Source organism: Saccharopolyspora erythraea (assembly GCF_018141105.1).
GTDB classification, from domain to species: domain Bacteria; phylum Actinomycetota; class Actinomycetes; order Mycobacteriales; family Pseudonocardiaceae; genus Saccharopolyspora_D; species Saccharopolyspora_D erythraea_A.
This window is the reverse complement of the sequence record NZ_CP054839.1, coordinates 2599799-2619848: the sequence shown is the minus strand read 5'-3', so window position 1 is coordinate 2619848 and position 20050 is coordinate 2599799. Positions and strand designations below refer to the sequence as shown.

Here is a 20050-nt window from a genome sequence, read left to right as displayed (position 1 = left end):
TGCCGTCCCGTACGTCCTACGGGGACGAGATCAACGGCAGAGGAGTACCGGATGGCGGAAGAAGATGCCGGAATCCTGGCGAGGGAGGTCCGCAGGCGTTTCGGCTCGGTCGAAGCCGTGCGCGGGATGGACCTCACCGTGCCGCACGGGGAGGTGACCGCGCTCGTCGGCCCCAACGGGGCGGGCAAGACGACGTTGCTGCTGATGCTGGCCACGCTGCTGGCCCCCGACTCCGGGGAGTTACGCATCGCCGGCCTGGACCCGGTGGCCGACCCCGGCGCGGTTCGCTCCCGAATCGGCTGGATGCCCGACACCTTCGGCGTCTACGACCAGCTGATGACCCACGAGTACCTCGGCTTCTTCTGCGAGGCCTACCGCGTTCCGGCCTCGGCCGCGCGGGACCGCGTCACCGAGCTGCTCGACCTGGTGCACCTGGCCGAGTTCGCCTCGCAGCCGGTGCACGTGCTGTCGCGGGGGCAGAAGCAGCGCCTCGGCGTCGCCAGGGCGCTGGTGCACCGGCCGAGCGTGCTGCTGCTGGACGAGCCGGCCTCCGGGCTCGACCCGAGGTCGCGGGTCGAGCTGCGCGACCTGCTGCGCGCGCAGGCGCGCGAAGGCACCGCCGTGCTGGTGTCCAGCCACATCCTGACCGAGCTGGAGGAGATCGCCGACCGGGTCGTGTTCGTCGACCGCGGTACGACCGTCAGCGAGCACCGGATGGCCGACCTCGGCGGTCACCGCTCCACCTGGCGGATCCGCGTGCTGGAGGGCGATCTCACCGGCGCGCTGCGCAGCCGCGGCCTGACCCCTGGCGGGCAGACGCCCGCAGGGGTCGACGTCGAGCTGGAGTCCGAGCACGCGGCTGCCGACCTGCTGCGAGACCTGCTGGCCGACGGGGTGCGCGTCGTCGGCTTCGGCCCGGCGGGCAACCACCTGGAATCCGCTTACCTCGCACTCACGGAGGACCGACGATGACGCTGGGTGGGGTCACCACCGTTGCCAAGCAGGAGTTCCGAGTCCGGCTGCGCACGGGCCGCTGGCGGTGGTTGCTGGCGTCCTGGTTCGCCGTGATCGCGGCGTTCGCGGTGTTGCTGCGCATCGGGCTGCTGGTGCTGGACGAGGAGAACGTGCGCCCGGGGATACCGCTGTTCGGCGGTGTCATGCTCTTCGTGCTCGGGTTGTCGCTGCTGGTCGCGCCTGCGCTGACCGCACAGTCGATCAACGGCGACCGCGAGCGCGGCACGTTGGCGACCGTGCAGGTCACCCGGCTGTCGGCGGGCGAGATCGCGGTCGGCAAGCTCGCCGCCGCGTGGGGCACCGCGCTGGTGTTCCTGGCGCTGACGCTGCCGTTCGTGGTGTGGGCGGTCATCGAGGGCGGTGTCGGCCTGCTGCGCGCGGGGGCGGTCGTGCTCATCGTCGCGCTGCTGATGGGCGTGGTGTGCGCGGTCGCGCAGGCGCTGTCGGCGCTGTTCGCGCGGGGGATCACCGCGACGCTGATGTCCTACCTGCTGGTCTTCGCGCTCACCGTGGGCACGCTGATCTCCTTCGGCCTGGCCGTGTCGCTGACCGTGACAGAGGAGCAGCGGACCTACACGACCGAGCGGACCGACGAGAACGGCAACGTGCTGCCCGGACCGCCGGTGACCGAGACCTACCAGTCGGAGATACCCCACCCGGAGCTGGTCTGGTGGCTGCTGGCGCCGAACCCGTTCGTGATCCTCGCCGACTCCGCGCCCGAACCGCCTGTCCGGTACAACCGGATCACCGAGCGGATGGAGCCCGAGACGTCGATGGACCCGCTGAGCGTGATCGGGTACCTGGTGCGCGAAAGCCGCCAGCCGACCAGCGAGTACGCCGGTTTCGCCCCGGTGCCCGAGCCGCCGGCGGTGTGGCCGTGGGGACTGGGGTTCCAGGTGCTGCTCGGCGCGGGTTCGGTGTGGGTGAGCGCCCGGCGGCTGCGCACCCCGGTGCGCGGTCTCACCAAGGGCGTTCGGATAGCTTGACCCAGGCGGCCGGCGTGGCATCCACGCCGGCCGCCCGAGCCGAGCAGGAGGTCGGGACCATCGAGACGCCGGTGGAAGCGGGGGCGGTGCGGCCGTCGGCCGCGGTGTTGCGCGGCCGGGTGCGCGAGTGCGACCGGCTGCTCCCCCGCCCGGGGACGGTCCCGCACTCCGACGTGCCCACCGTCGGATGGCGGGAGTTCTGCGACCCGGCCGGTCCGTGGCTGGGCCGCTGCGTCGAGGAGTGGCAGGAACGCGGCGGCTTCCGCCACCGGCGCGCGGGGATCGTGCTGGTGGCGTTCAGGTTCGGCTGGCTCGCCTGCTGCGCCACAGTGCCCGAGTACCACCTCGGCGTCGAGATCCCGAGCCTCGAAGGACTGCGGGTGGTCGTCTCCGGTGAGGGCCGGCTTTCGGCGCTGCGGACCACTGGCGCGCTGCCCGCCGAAGCGGGCCCGGCCGACTGGTGGCGGCAGCTCAGCGATGCTTTCACGCCGCTGGCCGAGGCCCTGCACGCGCTGGGCGGCCCCGAGCCCGGGAGCCACGAGTACTGGGGCAACCCGGTCGGGTCGATCGCGACGGTGCTGTGGCGGCTGCAACGCGGCGGGATGCCCGGCGACGTGGTGCGCTCCGCGCGGGAGCTGCGCGCCGCCACCGGCCGGGCCGAGCTGCTCGACATCGACCCCGACCGGGACGGGCCGTGGATGCGCCGGCGCACCTGCTGCCAGTGGTGGCGCGGCACGGGCGGTTACTGCGACGAGTGCGTGCTCTGGGACTCCTCAGCGCGCAAGCGCTGAAGCGGCGAGGAAATCCAGCACCAGTTCCGCGACGGCCTCCGGGTGTTCGGCCACCATGCCGTGGCCGGCCTCGACCTCGGTGACGCGCACGTTCGGCCTGCGTTCGCCGAGCGCCGCCAGGTCGCGTCGCAGCCCGGCCCGGTACCCCGCCATCAGCTCGGCGAACTCCGCGGGCAGGCCGGGCAGTTCCCGCCCGGCGAGCACGACCAGGAACGGGCACCCGACCTGCTCGAAGACCGGGATGCAGTCGGCGAACTCCGGGGCCTCCCGCAGCGCCGAGGCGACCTCGGGGCCAGGCCTGCGCAACGACGATGACTGTGCGGAGAACAGGGCGTTGAGGCGTTCGAGCTGGAGGTGCACCTGCTCCTCGGGCAGTCCGAGGTAGTGCCGCGGCTCGGTGACGCTGGAGCGGTGGCCGTCGAGGCTCACCACCGCCGGGCAGCCGGGGCGGCGGCGACCCCACATCCCGGCCAGCATGCCGCCCAGCGAGTGCCCGACCACGTGCGGGTTCTCCAGGCCGAGGCCGTCCACCGCGGCCGCGATGTCGTCCAGCACGGCGTCCCAGTTCCACGGCCCGTCACCGGACTCGCCGTGGCCGCGCAGGTCCATCGCCACGACCCGGTGGGCGTGGGTGAGCAGCGGGGCGAAGGCGTCCCACGCGGTGAGGTCGCCGCCCGCGCCGTGCAGGAGCACCACCGGTGCGCCCTCGCCGTCGTGGTCGCGGACCCGGATCGGAACCGCACCGCCACGCACCACCAGGTCGGCAACCATGTCTCTCCTGTCTTCGGACCGGATTTCCGGACGCTCATGCCGCGAGTGCGCGCAGGCGTTCCCGCACCGACTCCGAGTCGATGCCGCCGTCGGGGTGCCTCCGCAGCTTGCCCCGGCTGACCAGGTCGTGCACGCCCTGGCGGGTGATGCCGAGCATCGCCCCGGCCGTCGCGAACGCCACGCGGCGCCGGGCCGGGTGCCCGACGCGCCGCGCGGTGACCCGGCCCAGCGGCGTGCGCCACCAGCTCTCCGGCGGGTCGAACGGCTCGTCACCGGGGTAGAGCGCGGCGAGCAGGCGGGCGACGAGCGCGACCGCGGGCTCGTCGGCGGGCCCCAGCAACCGCGCCGCCCACATCTCGGCGTCGGCCCGGACCCGCTCGCGCAGCGGGCCGGTACCGGCCCCGTCGAGCAGGATCTCCAGCGGGTCGAGCAACCTTCCGCCCACCAGCCGCACCAGTTCCCCGGCCAGCTCGGCGTGCACGGCGGTCGAGTCCTGAGCCACGGCCCACCTCCCTGCTACTTGACACAGAACAGCAAGTACTTGACATCCGCTGTCAAGCAGCGAGTGCTGCCCGGGTCTGCCGCGCGATCTCCAGGTCCTCCCGCGCCGAGACCACGACCGTGCGCGCGCCCGCGTCCGCACCGCTGATGTCGGCGTCGGCCGAGACCTCGTCGTTTCGCGCCTGGTCGACCTCCACGCCGAGGAAACCCAGCGCCTCGCACAGCGATGACCGCACCGGAGTCTGGTGCTCGCCGACGCCGCCGGTGAACACCAGCAGGTCCAGCCCGCCCAGCACCGCGACCATGGCACCGGCGTGCCGCACGAGGCTGTGCGTGAAGACGTCGAAGGCCAGCGCGGCGTCCCGGTCGCCCCGGCCGCTCGCGGCGAGGACGTCGCGCAGGTCCGAGGAGACCCCGGACAGGCCCTCGATCCCGGAGCGCTTCTGCAACGTCTCGAACACCTCGCCGGGCTCGACGCCCGCGACGTCGATCAGCCACTCCACGAGACCGGGGTCGGTGGAGCCACAACGCGTGGCCATCACCAGTCCCTCGGCCGGGGTGAAACCCATCGTCGTGTCCACGCACCTGCCGTCGCGCACCGCCGCGAGCGAGGCCCCGGCACCGAGGTGGCAGCTCAGCACCCGGCCCTTCCCGGGCTCCAGGCCGGCGAGCTCGGCGCCCCGGACGACGGCGAAACCGTGCGAGAGACCGTGGAACCCGTAGCGGCGGATCCCCCACTCGCGGTTCCACTCGCGCGGCAGCGCGTAGGTCGCGGCGGCCTCGGGCAGCGTGGTGTGGAACGCGGTGTCGACGCACACCACCGACGGCGTGTCCGGCGCTTCCTCCAGCGCCGCGCGGACACCGGAGAGCGCCCGCGGCTGGTGCAGCGGCGCGAGGTCGGTCAGCGAGTCCAGGTACTCCAGGACCTTGTCGTCGACCACGACCGGCCCGGTCACCTCGGTACCGCCGTGCACGACCCGGTGCCCCACGGCGTCGGCCCCGTGCTCGTCGATGAACTCGGCGATCGGTTCGCGTTCGCCGTCCCACCGCTGGACGTCATGGCTCGCGACGACCGAGTCCCCGTCGAGCACGCGCAGCTTCAGGCTGCTGGACCCGGCGTTGACGGTCAGCACCCGCATCACGACCGCCACGCCCAGTCGCGCACCTCGGGCATGTCCTCGCCGTGGGTCGTCACGTGGTGGCGGTGCTCGATGAGCTTGCCCTTGAGGTGCTCTCGCGCGTAGGCGGCGCGCGGCCCGAGCCGCGGCACCCGGTCGATGACGTCGATGGCCAGGTGGAAGCGGTCGATCTCGTTGAGCACGCACATGTCGAACGGCGTGGTGGTGGTGCCCTCCTCCTTGTAACCGCGCACGTGCATGCCTTCGTGGTTGTGCCGCCGGTAGGTCAGCCGGTGGATCAGCCACGGGTAGCCGTGGTAGTTGAAGATCACCGGGGTGTCGCGCGTGAAGAGGCTGTCGAACTCCGCGTCCGACAGCCCGTGCGGATGTTCGCGCTCGTCCTGCAACCGCATCAGGTCCACCACGTTGATCACGCGCATGCGCAGGTCCGGGAAGTGTCCGCGCAGGATGTCGACGGCCGCCAGCGTCTCCATCGTCGGCACGTCCCCCGCGCAGGCCATCACCACGTCCGGGTCGCCGCCGGAGTCGGTGCTCGCCCAGTCCCAGATCCCGATCCCCTTCTCGCAGTGCACGATCGCCGACTCCACGTCCAGGTACTGCGGTTCGGGCTGCTTGCCCGCGACGACGACGTTGATGTAGTCGCGGCTGCGCAGGCAGTGGTCGGCCACCGACAGCAGGGTGTTGGTGTCCGGCGGCAGGTAGACCCGGACGATCTCGGCCTTCTTGTTCACCACGTGGTCGATGAAACCCGGGTCCTGGTGGGAGAAACCGTTGTGGTCCTGGCGCCACACGTGCGAGGTCAGCAGGTAGTTCAGCGACGCGACGGGCCGCCGCCACGGCAGGTGCCTGCTGACCTTCAGCCACTTGGCGTGCTGGTTGACCATCGAGTCGACGATGTGGGCGAACGCCTCGTAGCAGGAGAAGAAGCCGTGCCTGCCGGTCAGCAGGTAGCCCTCCAGCCAGCCCTGGCAGGTGTGCTCGGACAGGATCTCCATCACCCGCCCGCCCGGGGCGAGCGACTCGTCGTCCGTCTCGGTCTCGGCGACCCAGGCGCGCGGGGACGCCTCCAGGACGGCGTCGAGCCGGTTGGAGTTGTTCTCGTCCGGCGCGAACACGCGGAAGTTGCGCTGCGCGGAGTTGAGCCGCAGGACGTCGCGCAGGAACCGGCCGAGCACCCGGGTACCCTCCGCCTTGTCGGCTCCCGGCGCCTGCACGGGAACCGCGTAGTCGCGGAAGTCCGGCAGCCGCAACCCCCGGAGCAGATGACCGCCGTTGGCATGCGGGCTCGCGCTCATCCTGCGGTCTCCCACGGGACTGCCCGCTCTGATCGCCTCGACCGGACGGCCGCCGGTGTCGAACAGCTCATCCGGCCGGTAGCTGCGCAGCCACTCCTCCAGCAGGCGCAGGTGTTCCGGGTTGTCGCGCGGGTCGCTGATCGGCACCTGGTGCGAACGCCACGAACCCTCCAGCGGCTTGCCGTCGACCGTCGCCGGACAGGTCCAGCCCTTGGGCGTGCGCAGCACGATCATCGGCCACCTGGGACGGTGCGGGTGCCCGTCGCCGCGCGCGCGGCGCTGGATCGCGGCGATCTCGTCGAGGCAACGGTCCAAAGTGGCCGCGAACAGGTGGTGCATCGGCAGCGGCGAGGAGCCCTCGACGACGTAGGGCTCGTAACCGAACCCGCGCAGCATCGACAGCAGCTCGTCCTCCGGGATGCGCGCCCACACCGCCGGGTTGGCGATCTTGTAGCCGTTGAGGTGCAGGATCGGCAGCACCGCGCCGTCGGTGGCCGGGTCGAGGAACTTGTTGGAGTGCCAGCTCGTGGCCAGCGGCCCGGTCTCGGCCTCGCCGTCACCGACCACGCAGGGCACGATCAGGCCGGGGTTGTCGAAGGCCGCGCCGAAGGCGTGCGAGAGCGAGTAGCCGAGCTCACCGCCCTCGTGGATCGACCCGGGCGTCTCCGGGGCCACGTGGCTGGGCACTCCGCCGGGGAAGGAGAACTGGGTGACCAGCCGGCGCAGACCCTCGTGGTCCTGGGCCACATCGGGGTAGATCTCGCTGTAGGTGCCCTCCAGCCACGCCGCCGCCACCAGCGCGGGGCCGCCGTGGCCGGGACCGATCACGTACATCATGTCGAGCGAGCGCAGCCGGATCGCCCGGTTCAGGTGCGCGTAGACGAAGTTCAGGCCCGGCGTGGTCCCCCAGTGCCCGAGCAACCGGGGCTTGACGTGCTCGGGGCGCAGCGGCTCCTTCAGCAGCGGGTTGTCCATCAGGTAGATCTGCCCGGCCGACAGGTAGTTCGCCGCGCGCCACCAGAGCTGCAACCGCTCCAGCTCGTCCTGGCCGAGGTGCTCGGCCACGTCGGTTGAGGTGCTCCAGGTGTCGGTGGTCGTCATCGGCGAACTCCTCAAGCCGCGTCGGCGTACTCCTCATCACGCCGTTACCCAGCATGTCGCGATCCCACGCCCACCTCTCAGCGTGGGAAGCGGGCGCGGGATCGCAACTCGGGCCTGGGGGTCGCAGTAGCGCTCGGCTGCGCTCAAGCGCAGGCGGCGATGCCGGAATCCGACCGGATTTGTCCTGTTCGAACAGGGAGAACCGGAGTGCGCCGCACCCGCGAGCCGCTGTTCGCCCTGACGCGGCAGGGTCGTTCAGCCCTCCTGAACCAGCCGTTCGACGGTGCCGTTCTCGGCCGAACGGCGGGCGGCCTCGATGATCTCGATGCCGGCGACCGAGTCCCGCGGATCAACCGGCAGCGGGCCGCCGTCGCGCAGCGCGGACACCACCGCGTCGTAGAACGCCTGGTACCGCCCCGGCTCGGTGGGCACCGTCCGGCTCTCGCCGACCGTGCCGAGCTGACCCCAGAGCTCCTGCGGCTCCTCGCCCCAGCCCGGGTCGGCCGGGCCGCCGCCCGCGCCCATCGCGGCCTCCTGCGGGTCGAGCCCGTACTTGGTGTAGGCGGCGCGGTCGCCCAGGACCCGGAACCGGGGACCGTGCTGGGCGGCGAACTTGCTCATCCACAGGTGCGAGCGGACCCCGCCGGTGTGGGTCAGCGCGATGAACGAGTCGTCGTCGACCTCCACACCGGGCCTGCGCCGGTCGACCTGGGCGTAGACCGACTCGACGGGACCGAACAGCAGCAACGCCTGGTCGACCAGGTGGCTGCCGAGGTCGTAGAGCACGCCGCCGGCCTCCTCGGCACCGCCCGACTCCCGCCATCCCGGCTTGGGCGTGGGCACCCAGCGCTCGAAGCGCGACTCGAAGCGGTGCACCGGCCCCAGCTCACCGGCCTCGATCAGCGCCCGCACCGTCAGCAGGTCGTTGTCCCACCGCCGGTTCTGGAACACCGTCAGCGGCACGTCCTCGCGCGCGGCGTGCTCGATCAGCTCACGCCCCTGCTTCGAGGTGGGCACGAACGGCTTGTCCACGACCACCGGCACCCCGGCGTCGACGAGCGCCCGGGTCAGCTCGTAGTGGGTGCGGTTCGGGCTGGCGACGACCACGAGGTCCGGCCGGCGCTCCAACAGCGCGTCGAGGTCGTCGACGACCGCCGTGCCGGGGTGGTCCTGCTCGATCTTCGCCCGCCGTTGCGGGTTGGCGGTCACCACCGCGTCGAGCCGCAGGTTCTGGTTCGCCGCGATCAGCGGCGCGTGGAAAACGGCTCCCGCGATGCCGTAGCCGATCAGGCCGACCTTCAGTGCACTCATGCCCTCATTACATCAACCGGGTCAGCCCGCCGACTCGCGCCGGCACTGCACCGGCGGCATCGCCCGCTGCCCGGGGTGCACCAGGCCCGTCTCGTAGGCGGTGATGACGAGCTGGGTGCGGGAGTTCAGGTGCAGCTTCTGCATGACGTGGTAGAGGTGCGACTTCACGGTCAGCTCGGCCAGCCCGAGGTTGCGGGCGATCTCGGCGTTGGAGCCGCCCTTGGCGACCTCCAGCAGCACGTCGCGCTCCCGGTCGGTCAGGCCGCTGAGCTCGGTCCCGGCGTCGCGCACACCCAGCGACGCGAAGCGCTGGAGCAGCCGCCTGGTCACCCGCGGCGCCAGCAGCGCGTCGCCCGCGGCGACGGTGTGCACCGCGCGGACCAGCTCCTCCGGCGGCGCGTCCTTGAGCAGGAAGCCGCTCGCGCCCGCGCGCAGGGCCGCGTAGACGTACTCGTCCAGGTCGTGGACGGTCAGCATGATCACCGCGGTCTGCCCGTCGGTGATGTCGATGATCTCGCGGGCGGCGGTGATGCCGTCCACCCCCGGCATCCGGACGTCCATCAGCACGACGTCGGGCCTGCGGCGCTGCACGGCGGCGACCGCCGCCTGCCCGTCGGCGGCCTCGGCCAGCACCCGCAGGTCCGGCTCCGCCGAGAGCAGGGCCACCAGGCCGGCGCGGATCATCGCCTGATCATCCGCGACCACGATCGTCGTGTCCGAAGGCTGCATCGGCGGCCCCCCTCCGATCAGGCCCGGTGCCGGGTGGAGTTCCGACTCAGACCAGGTCCGAATTTTCCGCGCACGGTAGCACGGCTTCCAGGTGGAACCCGCCTTGTACCGGATGGGCGGTGAACGTTCCGCCGACCAGCGCGACGCGTTCGCGCAGGCCGATCAATCCGTGTCCGGACGAGGTCCCGCGCGCGCCGTTGCCACGCCTGCGGCCGCCGGTGACGTGGTTGGTGATCTCGATGCGCAGCGCCGCGGTGCCGTATTCCAGCAGCACCCGGGCGTATCCCGGCCCGGCGTGCTTGAGCACGTTGGTCACCGCCTCCTGCACGACGCGGAACGCGGTGAGCTCCAGTCCCGACCCCAGCTCGCGGATGCTGCCCCGGCGTTCCAGCCGCCACGACACGCCCGCCTCGCGCAGCGACCCGATCAGGTCCTCGACCTTGTCCAGTCGCGGCATCGGCTGCAGGTCGGCGTCGTCGGTGACGGCGCCGGCGCTGGTGTCGGCGCGCAGCGCGCCCAGCATCGTGCGCATCTCGCTCAGCGCCGCGCTGGAGGTCACCTCCAGGTCGCGCAGCGTCTCGCGGGCGTGTCCGGGGTCGCGGTCGACCAGCGCGCGGGCGACCCCGGCGCGAAGCGCCACCACCGAGAGGTTGTGCGAGACGATGTCGTGGAACTCGCGGGCGATGCGGGCCCGCTCCGAGGCCGCGGCTTCGACCGCGAGCTGGTCGCGGGCCTGGTCGAGCAGCGCGACGGTGCGTTCGAGCTGGGCGGCGCGCAGGCTGCCGACCCTGGCCGCGTAGCCCCAGCCGACCACCATGAACAGGTCCACCCCCGCGTAGACCACGCTGGCCACGCCCTCCATCAGGGTCGGCGCGGGGAACGAGTAGAAGAACGGCCAGACCATCGCCACCATCGCCGCGACCGTCGAGCCGAGCGGTCCGCTCGTGCGGCAGACGGAGTAGACCGAGAACAGGATCGGGAAGCTGGTGGGGCCCCAGCTGAGGTCGAGCAGGGTGAGCACGATGGCCGCCGAAGTCGTGGTGACCAGCGGGATCCACGGCCAGCGCCTGCGCAGCATCAGCGTGCAGATCGCCGGGCAGCTGAACAGCAGCGTCCACCACCCCGACATGCCGGGAGGACCGGGCTCGACGAGGACCGCCAGCACGTAGAGGCAGCTGAACAGCACGACCACCGCAAGGTCGAAAAGGACCGCCCGCCTCGTCTTCGCCATCAGCACCCGCCCTCATGTGTCCCTCGACCGGGGGATCGTAGACCAGCCTCCACCGCGGCTGATCCCGCCGATGCCGCCGGTCGGCGGCGGTGTCGGCCGGCCGCCGGCGGCGCGGTCGTCCCCCGATTCCTCTTCGTTCCACCTGCCGACGGCGCCGGTCGCGCGGGTTCGCCCGTGCCGCTCCGTCCGTCGTCGGGTCGTCGCTCGTCCCACCGGAGTCCGCCGCCCGCGTCCGCCCGCCGAGTCCCGCCGCGTGGTTCGGCCCCTGCCACCGGCCTGCGTCCCACCGGGTGAACACACTCTGTCATGGGTCGATTACGGTACGATTACACGAGGAGTAGTGAGCAGCGGCATGCCGGGGGTCCCCCATGGTCGACACGCAGCGCCTGATGTCCCGCAAGATGGACATCGACCGCCCCTGCGCCGCGCGGATCTACGACGCGTTCCTCGGCGGCAGCCACAACTTCGGCGTCGAGCGCCGGTTCGTCGAGCGCGCGGAGGCCGAGCTGCCCGGGATCACCGAGGTGTACCGGGAAAACCGGGCGTTCGTCCGCCGGGCCGTCGAGTACCTGCTGGCCCACGGCGTGCACCAGTTCCTCGACCTGGGCTCGGGCATCCCCACCATCGGCCACGTGCACGAGGTGGCCCGCAGGCGCACCGGGGAGTTCCGGGTGCTCTACGTCGACAACGAGCCGCTGACCGTCGCCCACAGCCGGCCGCTGCTCGACGACGAACCGCGCGCGGCGATCATCGAGGCCGACTGCCGCGACCCGGAGTCGGTGCTGCGGTCGCCGGAGGCGGCGGCGCTGATCGACTTCGACCGCCCGGTGGCGCTGCTGATGTCGGCGGTGCTGCACTTCGTGCCCGACCGCGACTCCCCTGCGGCGCTGGTCGAGACCTACCGCAAGGCGCTGGCGCCGGACTCCCACCTGGCGATCACCCACCTCACCGCCGACCACGACCCGGCGACCGCGGGCACCCTGGAGCGCTTCTACGCCGAGACCGCCGACCCCCTGGTCGCCCGGCCCGCGAAGTGGATCGACGCCCTCTTCGGCGACTTCGAGGTGCTGCCGCCGGGCACCAGCCACCTCACCGACTGGCGCCCCGATCCCGACCAGACCTCGGCCGTCCCCCGCTACCGCGTCGTCCACGGCGGCCTCGCCCGCAAGCCGGAGTAGGCCGGGCGAACCGGGCTCCTCACCCGCCGCACGAGAACCATGCGCGGCGAGAAGCGCCGGACATCCGGCCGGGAAGCCCGGCTCAGGTCAGAAGACCCCGGGCTCGACCCGCCCCATCGCTTCGAGGTAGCGGAAGGCCACCCGCTTCGCGGGTACGACCTCGCCCGCTTCGAAACTTGCGACGTCGGACTCCGGCACCCCGGCCGCCGCGGCGAGGTCCGCCTGCATCCAGCCCTGCTCACGGCGGGCGAGGGACACGAGCCGCACCAGGTCCTCGGTGTCGTGGGGATGTTCGCCGGAACCGCCCGCATCCGCTGCCGAGCCGAGCTGATCACCATGTCCAGTCGTGCGTTGCACCTCGACATCTCTCCATGTTCCGGGTGGCGTCCAACCCTATCCCGCACACCTTCCCCTGATGCCGGTGGACGCCATCGGATGACCGGTGCGCTCGTGCGGGCATCGCGCCCATGCAGGCCCGATTCCACCGGGGCCGGGCCGGAAGCGGGTGGGTGACGTAGTCCCCTGTGGAACCGGCTGGCCGGCGTGAAGCGTGGGGTGGTGTCGAGGTCAGGCCGAGGACGTGCACGGGAGGAGAGGCGTGCGAGTTCGGCAGTGTCCGTCCGCAGCTCCCCGAGCCTCCTTCCGCCGGCATCGAAGGAGGCGTCGCATGGGCACCATCACCAGCAACGACGGCACGAAGATCTACTACAAGGACTGGGGCTCCGGTCAGCCGATCGTGTTCAGCCACGGCTGGCCGCTCTCATCCGACGACTGGGACGCCCAGTTGTTGTTCTTCGTGCAGCAGGGCTACCGGGTCATCGCACATGACCGGCGCGGCCACGGGCGGTCCAGCCAGGTGGGCGAAGGCCACGACATGGACCACTACGCCGACGACCTCGCGGCGTTGACGGCGCACCTGGACCTGACCGACGCCGTCCACGTGGGGCATTCGACCGGCGGCGGCGAAGTCGTGCGCTACCTGGGCCGGCATGGTGCGAGCCGGGTGGCCAAGGCCGCGATCATCAGCGCGGTACCGCCGCTGATGGTCAAGACCGAGGCCAACCCGGGCGGTCTTCCCAAAGAGGTCTTCGACGGGTTCCAGACGCAACTCGCGGCCAACCGCTCGAAGTTCTACCGCGAACTGCCCTCGGGACCCTTCTACGGCTTCAACCGGCCGGGAGTGGAGTCCTCGGAGGCCATCATCCAGAACTGGTGGCGCCAGAGCATGATGGGCGGCGCGAAGGCGCACTACGACGGCATCGTCGCCTTCTCGCAGACCGACTTCACCGAAGACCTGAAGAAGATCACCGTGCCCGTCCTGGTCATGCACGGCGATGACGACCAGATCGTTCCCTACGCCGACTCCGCGCCGCTGTCGGCGAAGCTCCTGCAGAACGGGACGTTGAAGACCTACGAAGGCTTCCCGCATGGCATGCCGACCACGCACGCGGACACGATCAACGCCGATCTGCTGGCCTTCCTGAGGTCGTGACCTCGGCCACCGTTCACGGAAGCCGACAGCCTCCGCCCGCGACACCGCCGAGATGCGGGGGCTGATCACGGACCGCGACCGCGCGCACTCCCCGAATGCCGGTTGACGCCCGTGGTCGGCGGGTCCAATGTGGGCCAACGTGGGCATCGCACCCGGGGCAGGCCTGCCCTCCTCCCGCATCTCTGACCTGGTGCTGCTGGACGCCGTCGAGCTGTCCTGGCTGCTCCGCCGCCGCGAGGTCTCCTGCGTCGAGGTCATGCGGACCTACCTGGACCACATCGACCGCTTCAACCCGCTGGTGAACGCGATCGTGTCGCGCGCCGACGACGAGACGCTGCTCGAGCAGGCCAAGCAGCGGGACGAGGAGCTGGCGCGCGGCGAGTGCAAGGGCTGGATGCACGGCTTCCCGATCGCGGTGAAGGACCTCGCCGACGCCGAGGGGTTCCCCACCAGCAAGGGTTCTCCGATCCTGGCCGGGCAGACCGCCGCCGACGACGAGATCGCCGTGCGCAGGATGCGCGACGCGGGTGCCATCGTGATCGGCAAGACCAACGTTCCCGAGTTCGGCCTGGGTTCGCACACCTTCAACCGCGTCTTCGGCACCACGGTCAACCCGTTCGACCCGTCCCGGTCCGCGGGCGGCAGCAGCGGCGGTGCCGCGGCGGCCCTGTCGCTGCGGATGCTGCCGGTCGCCGACGGCAGCGATTTCATGGGGTCGTTGCGCAAGCGGTTTGCCGCCGAACCACAACGCGCTACGCTGCGGGAATGACCTTGCGCGTCCTGGGAGCCGTCCGTCTGTCCCGCCTCACCGACCAATCGACCAGCCCCGAGCGCCAACGAGAGCGCGTCGAGTGGTGGGCGTCCGGCAACGATGGCCGCGTGGTCGATGTGGCAGTTGACCTCGACGTGTCCGGCTCCGTCTCACCGTTCGAGCGCGACGACCTCGGACCCTGGCTCACCCGCCGCGCCGGCGAGTGGGATGTCTTGGTCGCGTGGAAGCTCGACCGCCTGTCCCGCTCCGCGCGCGACACCCTCGACCTCCTCGGATGGGCGCAGGAGAACGGAAAGCGAATCGTCGCGGTAGACGACAACCTCGACACGGCCACCCAGATGGGGCGAGTCTGGATTCAGCTCGCCTCGATCTTCGCTGAGGTTGAGCGAACGAACATCCAAGAGCGCGTATCCGCGGCCCGGAAGTACCTCCGGCAGGCGGGCCGTTGGGGCGGCTCCAAAGCGCCGTATGGGCACCGTGTCGTGGGCCGCCCCGAAGGCGGTAAGCAGCTCGCCCTGAACGAGGCGGAGGAGCCTGTTGTCGTCGAGATCGTGGGCCGCGTGCTGGCCCGGGAATCGCTCGTCGACATCGCGCGGGACCTGAACGACCGCCGAGTCCCCGCCCCCTCGGGTAAGGTCGGCTCCGGTTGGACTCACGGACAACTACGCCGGATGCTGCGCCGGCCGTCTCTCCGCGGTCTCGCAGAGCACGACGGACGCCTTGTACGAGACTCAGAAGGGGTCCCCGTGGTGTACGGCCCGCCGTTGGTGGACGGCGAGACGTGGACGCTGCTTCAACGTGAGCTCGACACCCGTCAGGAAACCCGCGCCCCGTACCGCGCGGTTGGGTCCGCCGGTTTCCTCCTCGACGTCGCGTTCTGTGTGTGCGGTCGAAAGATGTACGCCACGCCGGCGAAGAACAAGAAGTACGACGCGAGCATGTACCGGTGCGCGGGCTACCGGGCGGGCTACGGACCTCGATGCACGGTCAGCGCCGGCATGCGGTCGGCCCGCCTCGAAGAGTTCGTCGAGGAGAAGTTCCTCGCGGCGGTGGGGCGCCTTCCGATCCGGGTCCGGACCGACACGCCCGCGGTCGACCGCTCCGGGGAGCTCGCAGACATCGAGATGTCGCTCCGGGAGCTTCGAGAGGACCGGGCGGCCGGCCTGTTCCGGGGTCCGCGGGGAACGTCGGAGTTCCGCGCGGCGTACTCGAAGCTGGAGGACCGGCGGGAGGAGTTGCTCGCGCTGGCGTCTCAGGAGACCGCTACGGAGTGGTCCGACACGGGGTTGACCTTCGCAGCGGAATGGGCCGTCGCGTCGAACCAGCGAAAGCGAGAGCTCCTACTCGACTGCGGCGCGCGAGTCGAGGTCGGCCCGGCGAAGAGTCGGGGCGCGAAGAACTGGCGCGATCGGCTGCGCTTCGACCTTCGCGGCCCAGAATGGTTGCTCGAACTCGGAACGGATGACCCGCTGATCTGGGATTAGTTGTAACGATCAGGTCACGCACGGAAACTCCAGGCAGTTTTCCGAGGTTCCGTGAACCACGCGTACCAACTATATAGGTGAAGAAACCTGAGTTTCTCCGCGCGGCACTTCGCCCGCGGGTAGTTGTCCGTTCACGCCCGTAAGACCCTCTTGTCGTCTCATGGTGGGCCGCGGTGTGGACGGATTCTCGTCCGGCGAGTTGATCCGGGTATGCAGCAGGGCCGCTCCTCCCCGCGCATTTCCGTTCCTCGCCGGCTCGACCGGTCCGGGTCGAGTTCGTCTGCGCGGTGCCCTCTCCTCCACCGCTGCGATCGAGCTCCCCGGACCGGTCCTCCGTTCTTGCCGTCTGATCCACGGCACCCTGCTGGCTCTGGTCTGACCCACCATCCATGCAGGGCACGCCCGAAGAGGGCACAATCCCGCGACGGGTCCTCGCGGGCTTATGGCGCTGAATGTCCCCGTCACGATGATGACGGTGCGGCCCCTTCGGCGCAGGTGCGTAGCTCAACTGGCAGAGCCCCCCGACCACGGGGAGATGCGGGTTCGAATCCCGTCCGCACCACAGAGCCGATACGCCACTGACGTGGGCCGCACAGCCAACACGTCACGCGGACTCGGCTATTGCCCCGTAGGCCGTGGGGTGACTGGCGTCCGAGAGAGACGCCGAAAACGGCCGCCCCCGGGCGTGTGCGCGTCGCGGGTTGGAAATGGAGCACGGTGCACCTGGGGCAGACCGGGACCCGTGCTCCGCCTGGGTTCCTGTTGTAACGGTAGCAGTGCCGGTCTCCAAAACCGGCGGTCGAGGTTCAAATCCTCGGGAGCCCGCGCGGCGAGCTACGCGCTTGCTTGCTTTCTCAATTCCGCGATGGAAAGGACCGGCGAGATGCCGAAGGAACGAATTCACTCCAGCGACCTCCGGTACCCGGATGTCACCGTGAACTGGGGGCGCGGCGAAGGTTTCGCCACGGTGCGCCTGCACACAGAACACACCATTCTCGACGAGAACCAGCTCGATCGACTGGCTTCGATCCTGAAGCGTGCTCGTCGCCAGGTGGACGAGCCCCGGCTTCCCGACCTGTACCTATTCGCCAACGCGGGCGAGACGTTCCAAAAGGGTTGGGTCCGAGACCTCGCGGTGTGTGTGTCGAACGTTTACGCGCTTGAGGGCCTCACTATTCGTGATGCCTACGTGACACGAAAGGCCGTCGCACACCCAGACTTCCCCAAGGCCAACGACATCGTCCGGCGCACCTTCGCCAAGACCCCGGGGGCGCACGCGCTCCACATTATCGACTGAGAGCGTAGGAGCGCCCGTGTTTCAGTTTGCCCTGCACCTGCTCGGCCGTGAGTTGCTTTCCTTCGCGGTCGGTTTCGAGAAGCCGGAGACGGTCGTCGTCGACAACTCCGGGGGTTCGTTTGAGCTCCCGTTCGGCTTCGCCTCAGCCACCGTCGAGGAGGAAGACGAATGACGCTGGAGATGAACAAGTCCAACGGCCAAGGCCGCGTGAAGCCCGGCGGTAAGAAGGATGGCCGAAAGGCCGGCCGTGGCCAGAAGCCGGGACCGAAGCCGGGCAGCAAGAACCGAAAGTAACGAAAAGTAATTCCCGGTTGCGAAAAGTAATTCCGGCCCTTCTGGAGGTGTCCCACATGAGCGCTGCACTGCTGGTAGGGCTGCTGGTACTCCTCCTGCTGGCCGCATCAAGGGTGGATCGCTGATGCCGGGTGGGTGGACTACCAATCGTGTTGACCCGCTACCCCGTGGTTGGCGCACAACACGCGCCCGCATCATCGAGCGGGACAAGAGCACATGCCGTCTGTGCCACGCGCCTACGCCACGCCCCGAGGTCGACCACATCGGGGACCGCAACGACCACAGCGACGCGAACCTTCGTGTCCTATGCCCGCCGTGCCACGCGAAGCGCACATCTTCACAGGGTGTAGCAGCACTCCGGGCACGGTCCGCAAGACGATACAGGCCACCGGAAACCCATCCAGGCTACGTTTCGTAGCGTTCCATACGCTCTGTAGCCACTGTTTCTGCTGGTCAGAGCCCCCCGGGGGTCCCACCCCCCCCGGGGGACCTTCCTCATCGGGGCCCATACGGCCGACAGTTCCGCCCGGAACATCAGATTTCACTTTCCTCTGTTCAGACACACACAGTTACAGCGCCGGAAGGAGGCGACATGCCCGGAGTACCCGGAAAGGGTGGTCGCGTCCCCAAACGCGCGGACCAGCGTCTCGGACACCGAGCGAAGGCGGAGAAGGAGGCCGTAGAGTCCCTCGACATCACTGGCCCGGTCGACCCGGGTGAACTACTCGTCGAGGCCCCGCACCCGATCGTCCAGGAGCTCTGGGACGCAGCCCTCGCGAGCGCGCAGCGTCGGTTCATGGAGCCTACGGACTGGGCGCAGCTCCAGCTCGTGTTGAACGAGATACAGGACTACCTCAACGCCCACAAGAAGAACGGCCAGATCCTCGCGACGCTGATGTCTGCTCTTGGCGACCTGCTGTTCACCGAAGGCCACCGTCGCCGCGCCCGTTTGGAGATCAACCGCGACGGCGAGAAGCCGAAGGCGCCCGTGATCGACATGGAGGCCATGCGGAAGGCGATGGGTGGCTGATATGCAGGTCGAGCCGATCACTCACGGGCCGACGTTCCAGCGTGACCCCGAGACCGGCCGGTTCGTCCTGCCGAAGTCCACGATCGGCCCCTACGTCGTCCACTGGATCGAGAGCACCCTCGTCCAGCCGGACGGCGAGCACGCCGGCGACCCGATCAAGCTGACCCCCGAACAGATGCGTTTCATTTGGTGGGTCTACGCGCTGGACGAGAACGACAAGTTCAAGTTCAACGACATGACGATGGTCCGGATCAAGGGCGCGTCGAAGTCGGGCATGGCCGCGATGCTGTCGATGGTCGAGTTCGTCGGCCCTTGCCGACCGGCTCGCGACGAGGCCGGAAACCTGATCGCCGTCCCGCACCCGAAGCCGCTGATCCAGATCGCCGCGGTGAACTACGAGCAGACGAACAACACGTTCGCCTACTTCGGCGGTCTGATCACCGAGGCTGTCAAAGAGCAGTACGGGATCACCCTCGGCAAGGAGATCGCCTACAGCGAGGCCGGCGGAAAGCTCATGGCGGTCTCGTCGAACTATCGCGCGCTGGAGGGTGCCCGCCCGTCGTTCGCCGTTCTGGAGGAAACGCACCTCTGGGTCGAGGGTTCCACGCAAGGCCCGAAGATGTTCGAGGTCATCAGCCGAAACCTGGCGAAGTCCCCGGACGGATCGGCTCGCTCGCTTCAGGTCTCCAACCAGTTCGACCCCTCGGAGAACAGCGTTCTCCAGGCGACATGGGAGGCGTACCAGGCGATCCAGACGGGCCGCTCGAAGGCGTCCGGGGTGCTGTACGACTCGATCGAGGCGCCGCCGGACATCGACATCACCGACCCGGACCAGCTTCGCGCGGGCATCAACGCCGCCAAGGGTGACGCCTTCTGGCTCGACGTCGACCGCGTCATGCAGGAGGTCTTGAACACCCGAATCCCCGTTTCAATCTCTCGGCGCTTCTGGCTCAACCAGCAGACCGCGAGCGAGGATTCGTTCGTCTCTCCACAGGAGTGGGGCGCGCTGGCAGTCGCCGGCCGGACCCTGAAGCCGGGTGACCCGATCACCCTCGGTCTCGACGCCTCGGTCTCCGATGATCACACGGCGTTGGTCGCCTGCCACGAAGACGGCTTCCTCCAGCTCCTTTGGCGCTGGGCACCTGACCCCCGGGACCCGGACGCCAGACTACCCCGCGAGGAGCTCGACGAAGCGGTTCGCCACGCCTTCGCGACGTACAAGGTTCAAGCGTTCTTCGCCGACCCGTCGTTCATCGAGGCGCATGTCCTCGCGTGGAACGCGGACTTCGGTCGTGTGCTCCGCGTCAAGGCGACCGGTCGCGACCCGATCGGCTTCGACCTCCGAGGAAAGAAGCAGGACTTCACCCGCGCTGTGGAGCTGTTCCAGGACGCCGTTGTGAACGGTCATGTCTCGCACGGGGCCGATCCTCAGCTCTCCTGGTACGTCCTGAACGGTCGACGTGTGGCCAACCGTTACGGCTACTCCGTCGCGAAGGTCACCCCGGATAGCTCGCGCAAGATCGATGCGCTGATCTCCGCCATCCTCGCCTACCGCGCGTGGGCCGAGATCAAGAGCTCCACCAAGGGCCGATTGGTCCGCCGCGGCGCGATCCGCCTTCCCCGATAGCCCCCGT

The 20050-nt window shown here is 69.9% G+C and carries 20 protein-coding genes and 2 tRNA genes; 14 read left to right on the top strand and 8 right to left on the bottom strand.

The annotated features are described in order from the left end of the window. Nucleotides 1-51 precede the first annotated feature (51 nt). The 3 genes from HUO13_RS12230 to HUO13_RS12220 are packed head-to-tail and all read left to right on the top strand — an operon-like array spanning nt 52 to nt 2791. Complete coding sequence (locus HUO13_RS12230; RefSeq protein ID WP_211901504.1) at nt 52-972, top strand: ABC transporter ATP-binding protein; 921 nt, start codon at nt 52-54, stop codon at nt 970-972. After that, nucleotides 969-2000, top strand: coding sequence for an ABC transporter permease (locus HUO13_RS12225; protein WP_211901503.1), 1032 nt, complete (start codon nt 969-971; stop codon nt 1998-2000). Before HUO13_RS12230 ends, HUO13_RS12225 begins: the two co-directional genes overlap by 4 nt. 14 nt (nt 2001-2014) lie before the next feature. Beyond that, nucleotides 2015-2791 carry a hypothetical protein gene (locus HUO13_RS12220; protein WP_249124701.1) on the top strand — a complete coding sequence of 259 codons (777 nt, stop codon included), beginning with the start codon at nt 2015-2017 and terminating at the stop codon, nt 2789-2791. Here HUO13_RS12220 and HUO13_RS12215 read toward each other — a convergent pair. From HUO13_RS12215 to HUO13_RS12185, 7 genes are all read right to left on the bottom strand, one after another. Further along, entirely contained in the window at nt 2774-3562 is a 789-nt protein-coding gene (locus HUO13_RS12215) for an alpha/beta fold hydrolase (RefSeq protein WP_211901501.1), read from the bottom strand. The genes HUO13_RS12220 and HUO13_RS12215 overlap by 18 nt on opposite strands. A gap of 34 nt (nt 3563-3596) precedes the next feature. Further along, on the bottom strand, nt 3597-4064 hold the full coding sequence (locus tag HUO13_RS12210) for a hypothetical protein (protein WP_211901500.1): 468 nt from the start codon (nt 4062-4064) through the stop codon (nt 3597-3599). 52 nt (nt 4065-4116) lie between these two features. After that, nucleotides 4117-5214, bottom strand: coding sequence for an acetate/propionate family kinase (locus tag HUO13_RS12205; RefSeq protein WP_249124700.1), 1098 nt, complete (start codon nt 5212-5214; stop codon nt 4117-4119). After that, entirely contained in the window at nt 5202-7598 is a 2397-nt protein-coding gene (locus HUO13_RS12200; RefSeq protein WP_211901499.1) for a phosphoketolase family protein, read from the bottom strand. Before HUO13_RS12200 ends, HUO13_RS12205 begins: the two co-directional genes overlap by 13 nt. 255 nt (nt 7599-7853) lie before the next feature. Beyond that, nucleotides 7854-8909, bottom strand: coding sequence for a Gfo/Idh/MocA family oxidoreductase (locus tag HUO13_RS12195; RefSeq protein ID WP_211901498.1), 1056 nt, complete (start codon nt 8907-8909; stop codon nt 7854-7856). A 21-nt stretch (nt 8910-8930) separates the two neighbouring features. Further along, nucleotides 8931-9638, bottom strand: coding sequence for a response regulator (locus HUO13_RS12190; RefSeq protein ID WP_211901497.1), 708 nt, complete (start codon nt 9636-9638; stop codon nt 8931-8933). Between the two features lie 46 nt (nt 9639-9684). Further along, nucleotides 9685-10869: a sensor histidine kinase gene (locus tag HUO13_RS12185; protein WP_211901496.1), complete on the bottom strand. Its 1185-nt coding sequence runs from the start codon at nt 10867-10869 to the stop codon at nt 9685-9687. Nucleotides 10870-11237: 368 nt separating this feature from the next. On the opposite strand from HUO13_RS12185, the gene HUO13_RS12180 reads away from it, so the two are divergent. Continuing rightward, nucleotides 11238-12047: an SAM-dependent methyltransferase gene (locus HUO13_RS12180; protein ID WP_211901495.1), complete on the top strand. Its 810-nt coding sequence runs from the start codon at nt 11238-11240 to the stop codon at nt 12045-12047. Nucleotides 12048-12134: 87 nt separating this feature from the next. Here the strand turns inward: HUO13_RS12180 and HUO13_RS12175 are convergent, their stop codons facing one another. Continuing rightward, nucleotides 12135-12404, bottom strand: coding sequence for a helix-turn-helix domain-containing protein (locus tag HUO13_RS12175; protein ID WP_211901494.1), 270 nt, complete (start codon nt 12402-12404; stop codon nt 12135-12137). Between the two features lie 310 nt (nt 12405-12714). On the opposite strand from HUO13_RS12175, the gene HUO13_RS12170 reads away from it, so the two are divergent. From HUO13_RS12170 to HUO13_RS12130, 10 genes are all read left to right on the top strand, one after another. Continuing rightward, on the top strand, nt 12715-13539 hold the full coding sequence (locus tag HUO13_RS12170) for an alpha/beta fold hydrolase (RefSeq protein ID WP_211901493.1): 825 nt from the start codon (nt 12715-12717) through the stop codon (nt 13537-13539). Between the two features lie 139 nt (nt 13540-13678). Next, entirely contained in the window at nt 13679-14308 is a 630-nt protein-coding gene (locus HUO13_RS12165) for an amidase family protein (protein ID WP_249124698.1), read from the top strand. Continuing rightward, entirely contained in the window at nt 14305-15795 is a 1491-nt protein-coding gene (locus HUO13_RS12160; protein WP_211901492.1) for a recombinase family protein, read from the top strand. Before HUO13_RS12165 ends, HUO13_RS12160 begins: the two co-directional genes overlap by 4 nt. Before the next feature lie 494 nt (nt 15796-16289). Next, nucleotides 16290-16357, top strand: a tRNA-Gly gene (locus HUO13_RS12155). A gap of 191 nt (nt 16358-16548) precedes the next feature. Beyond that, a tRNA-Trp gene (locus HUO13_RS12150) sits at nt 16549-16620 on the top strand. Between the two features lie 58 nt (nt 16621-16678). Then, a complete protein-coding gene (locus HUO13_RS12145) occupies nt 16679-17092 on the top strand; it encodes a hypothetical protein (protein WP_211901491.1) in 414 nt (137 codons plus the stop codon). A gap of 16 nt (nt 17093-17108) precedes the next feature. After that, nucleotides 17109-17264, top strand: coding sequence for a hypothetical protein (locus HUO13_RS12140; protein WP_211901490.1), 156 nt, complete (start codon nt 17109-17111; stop codon nt 17262-17264). Then, nucleotides 17261-17386, top strand: a complete 126-nt coding sequence (locus HUO13_RS38050) for a hypothetical protein (protein WP_282976412.1) — start codon at nt 17261-17263, stop codon at nt 17384-17386. Before HUO13_RS12140 ends, HUO13_RS38050 begins: the two co-directional genes overlap by 4 nt. A gap of 592 nt (nt 17387-17978) precedes the next feature. Next, on the top strand, nt 17979-18416 hold the full coding sequence (locus HUO13_RS12135) for a hypothetical protein (RefSeq protein WP_211901489.1): 438 nt from the start codon (nt 17979-17981) through the stop codon (nt 18414-18416). Nucleotides 18417-18657: 241 nt separating this feature from the next. After that, nucleotides 18658-20043 carry a hypothetical protein gene (locus tag HUO13_RS12130; RefSeq protein WP_211901488.1) on the top strand — a complete coding sequence of 462 codons (1386 nt, stop codon included), beginning with the start codon at nt 18658-18660 and terminating at the stop codon, nt 20041-20043. Nucleotides 20044-20050: the final 7 nt, after the last annotated feature.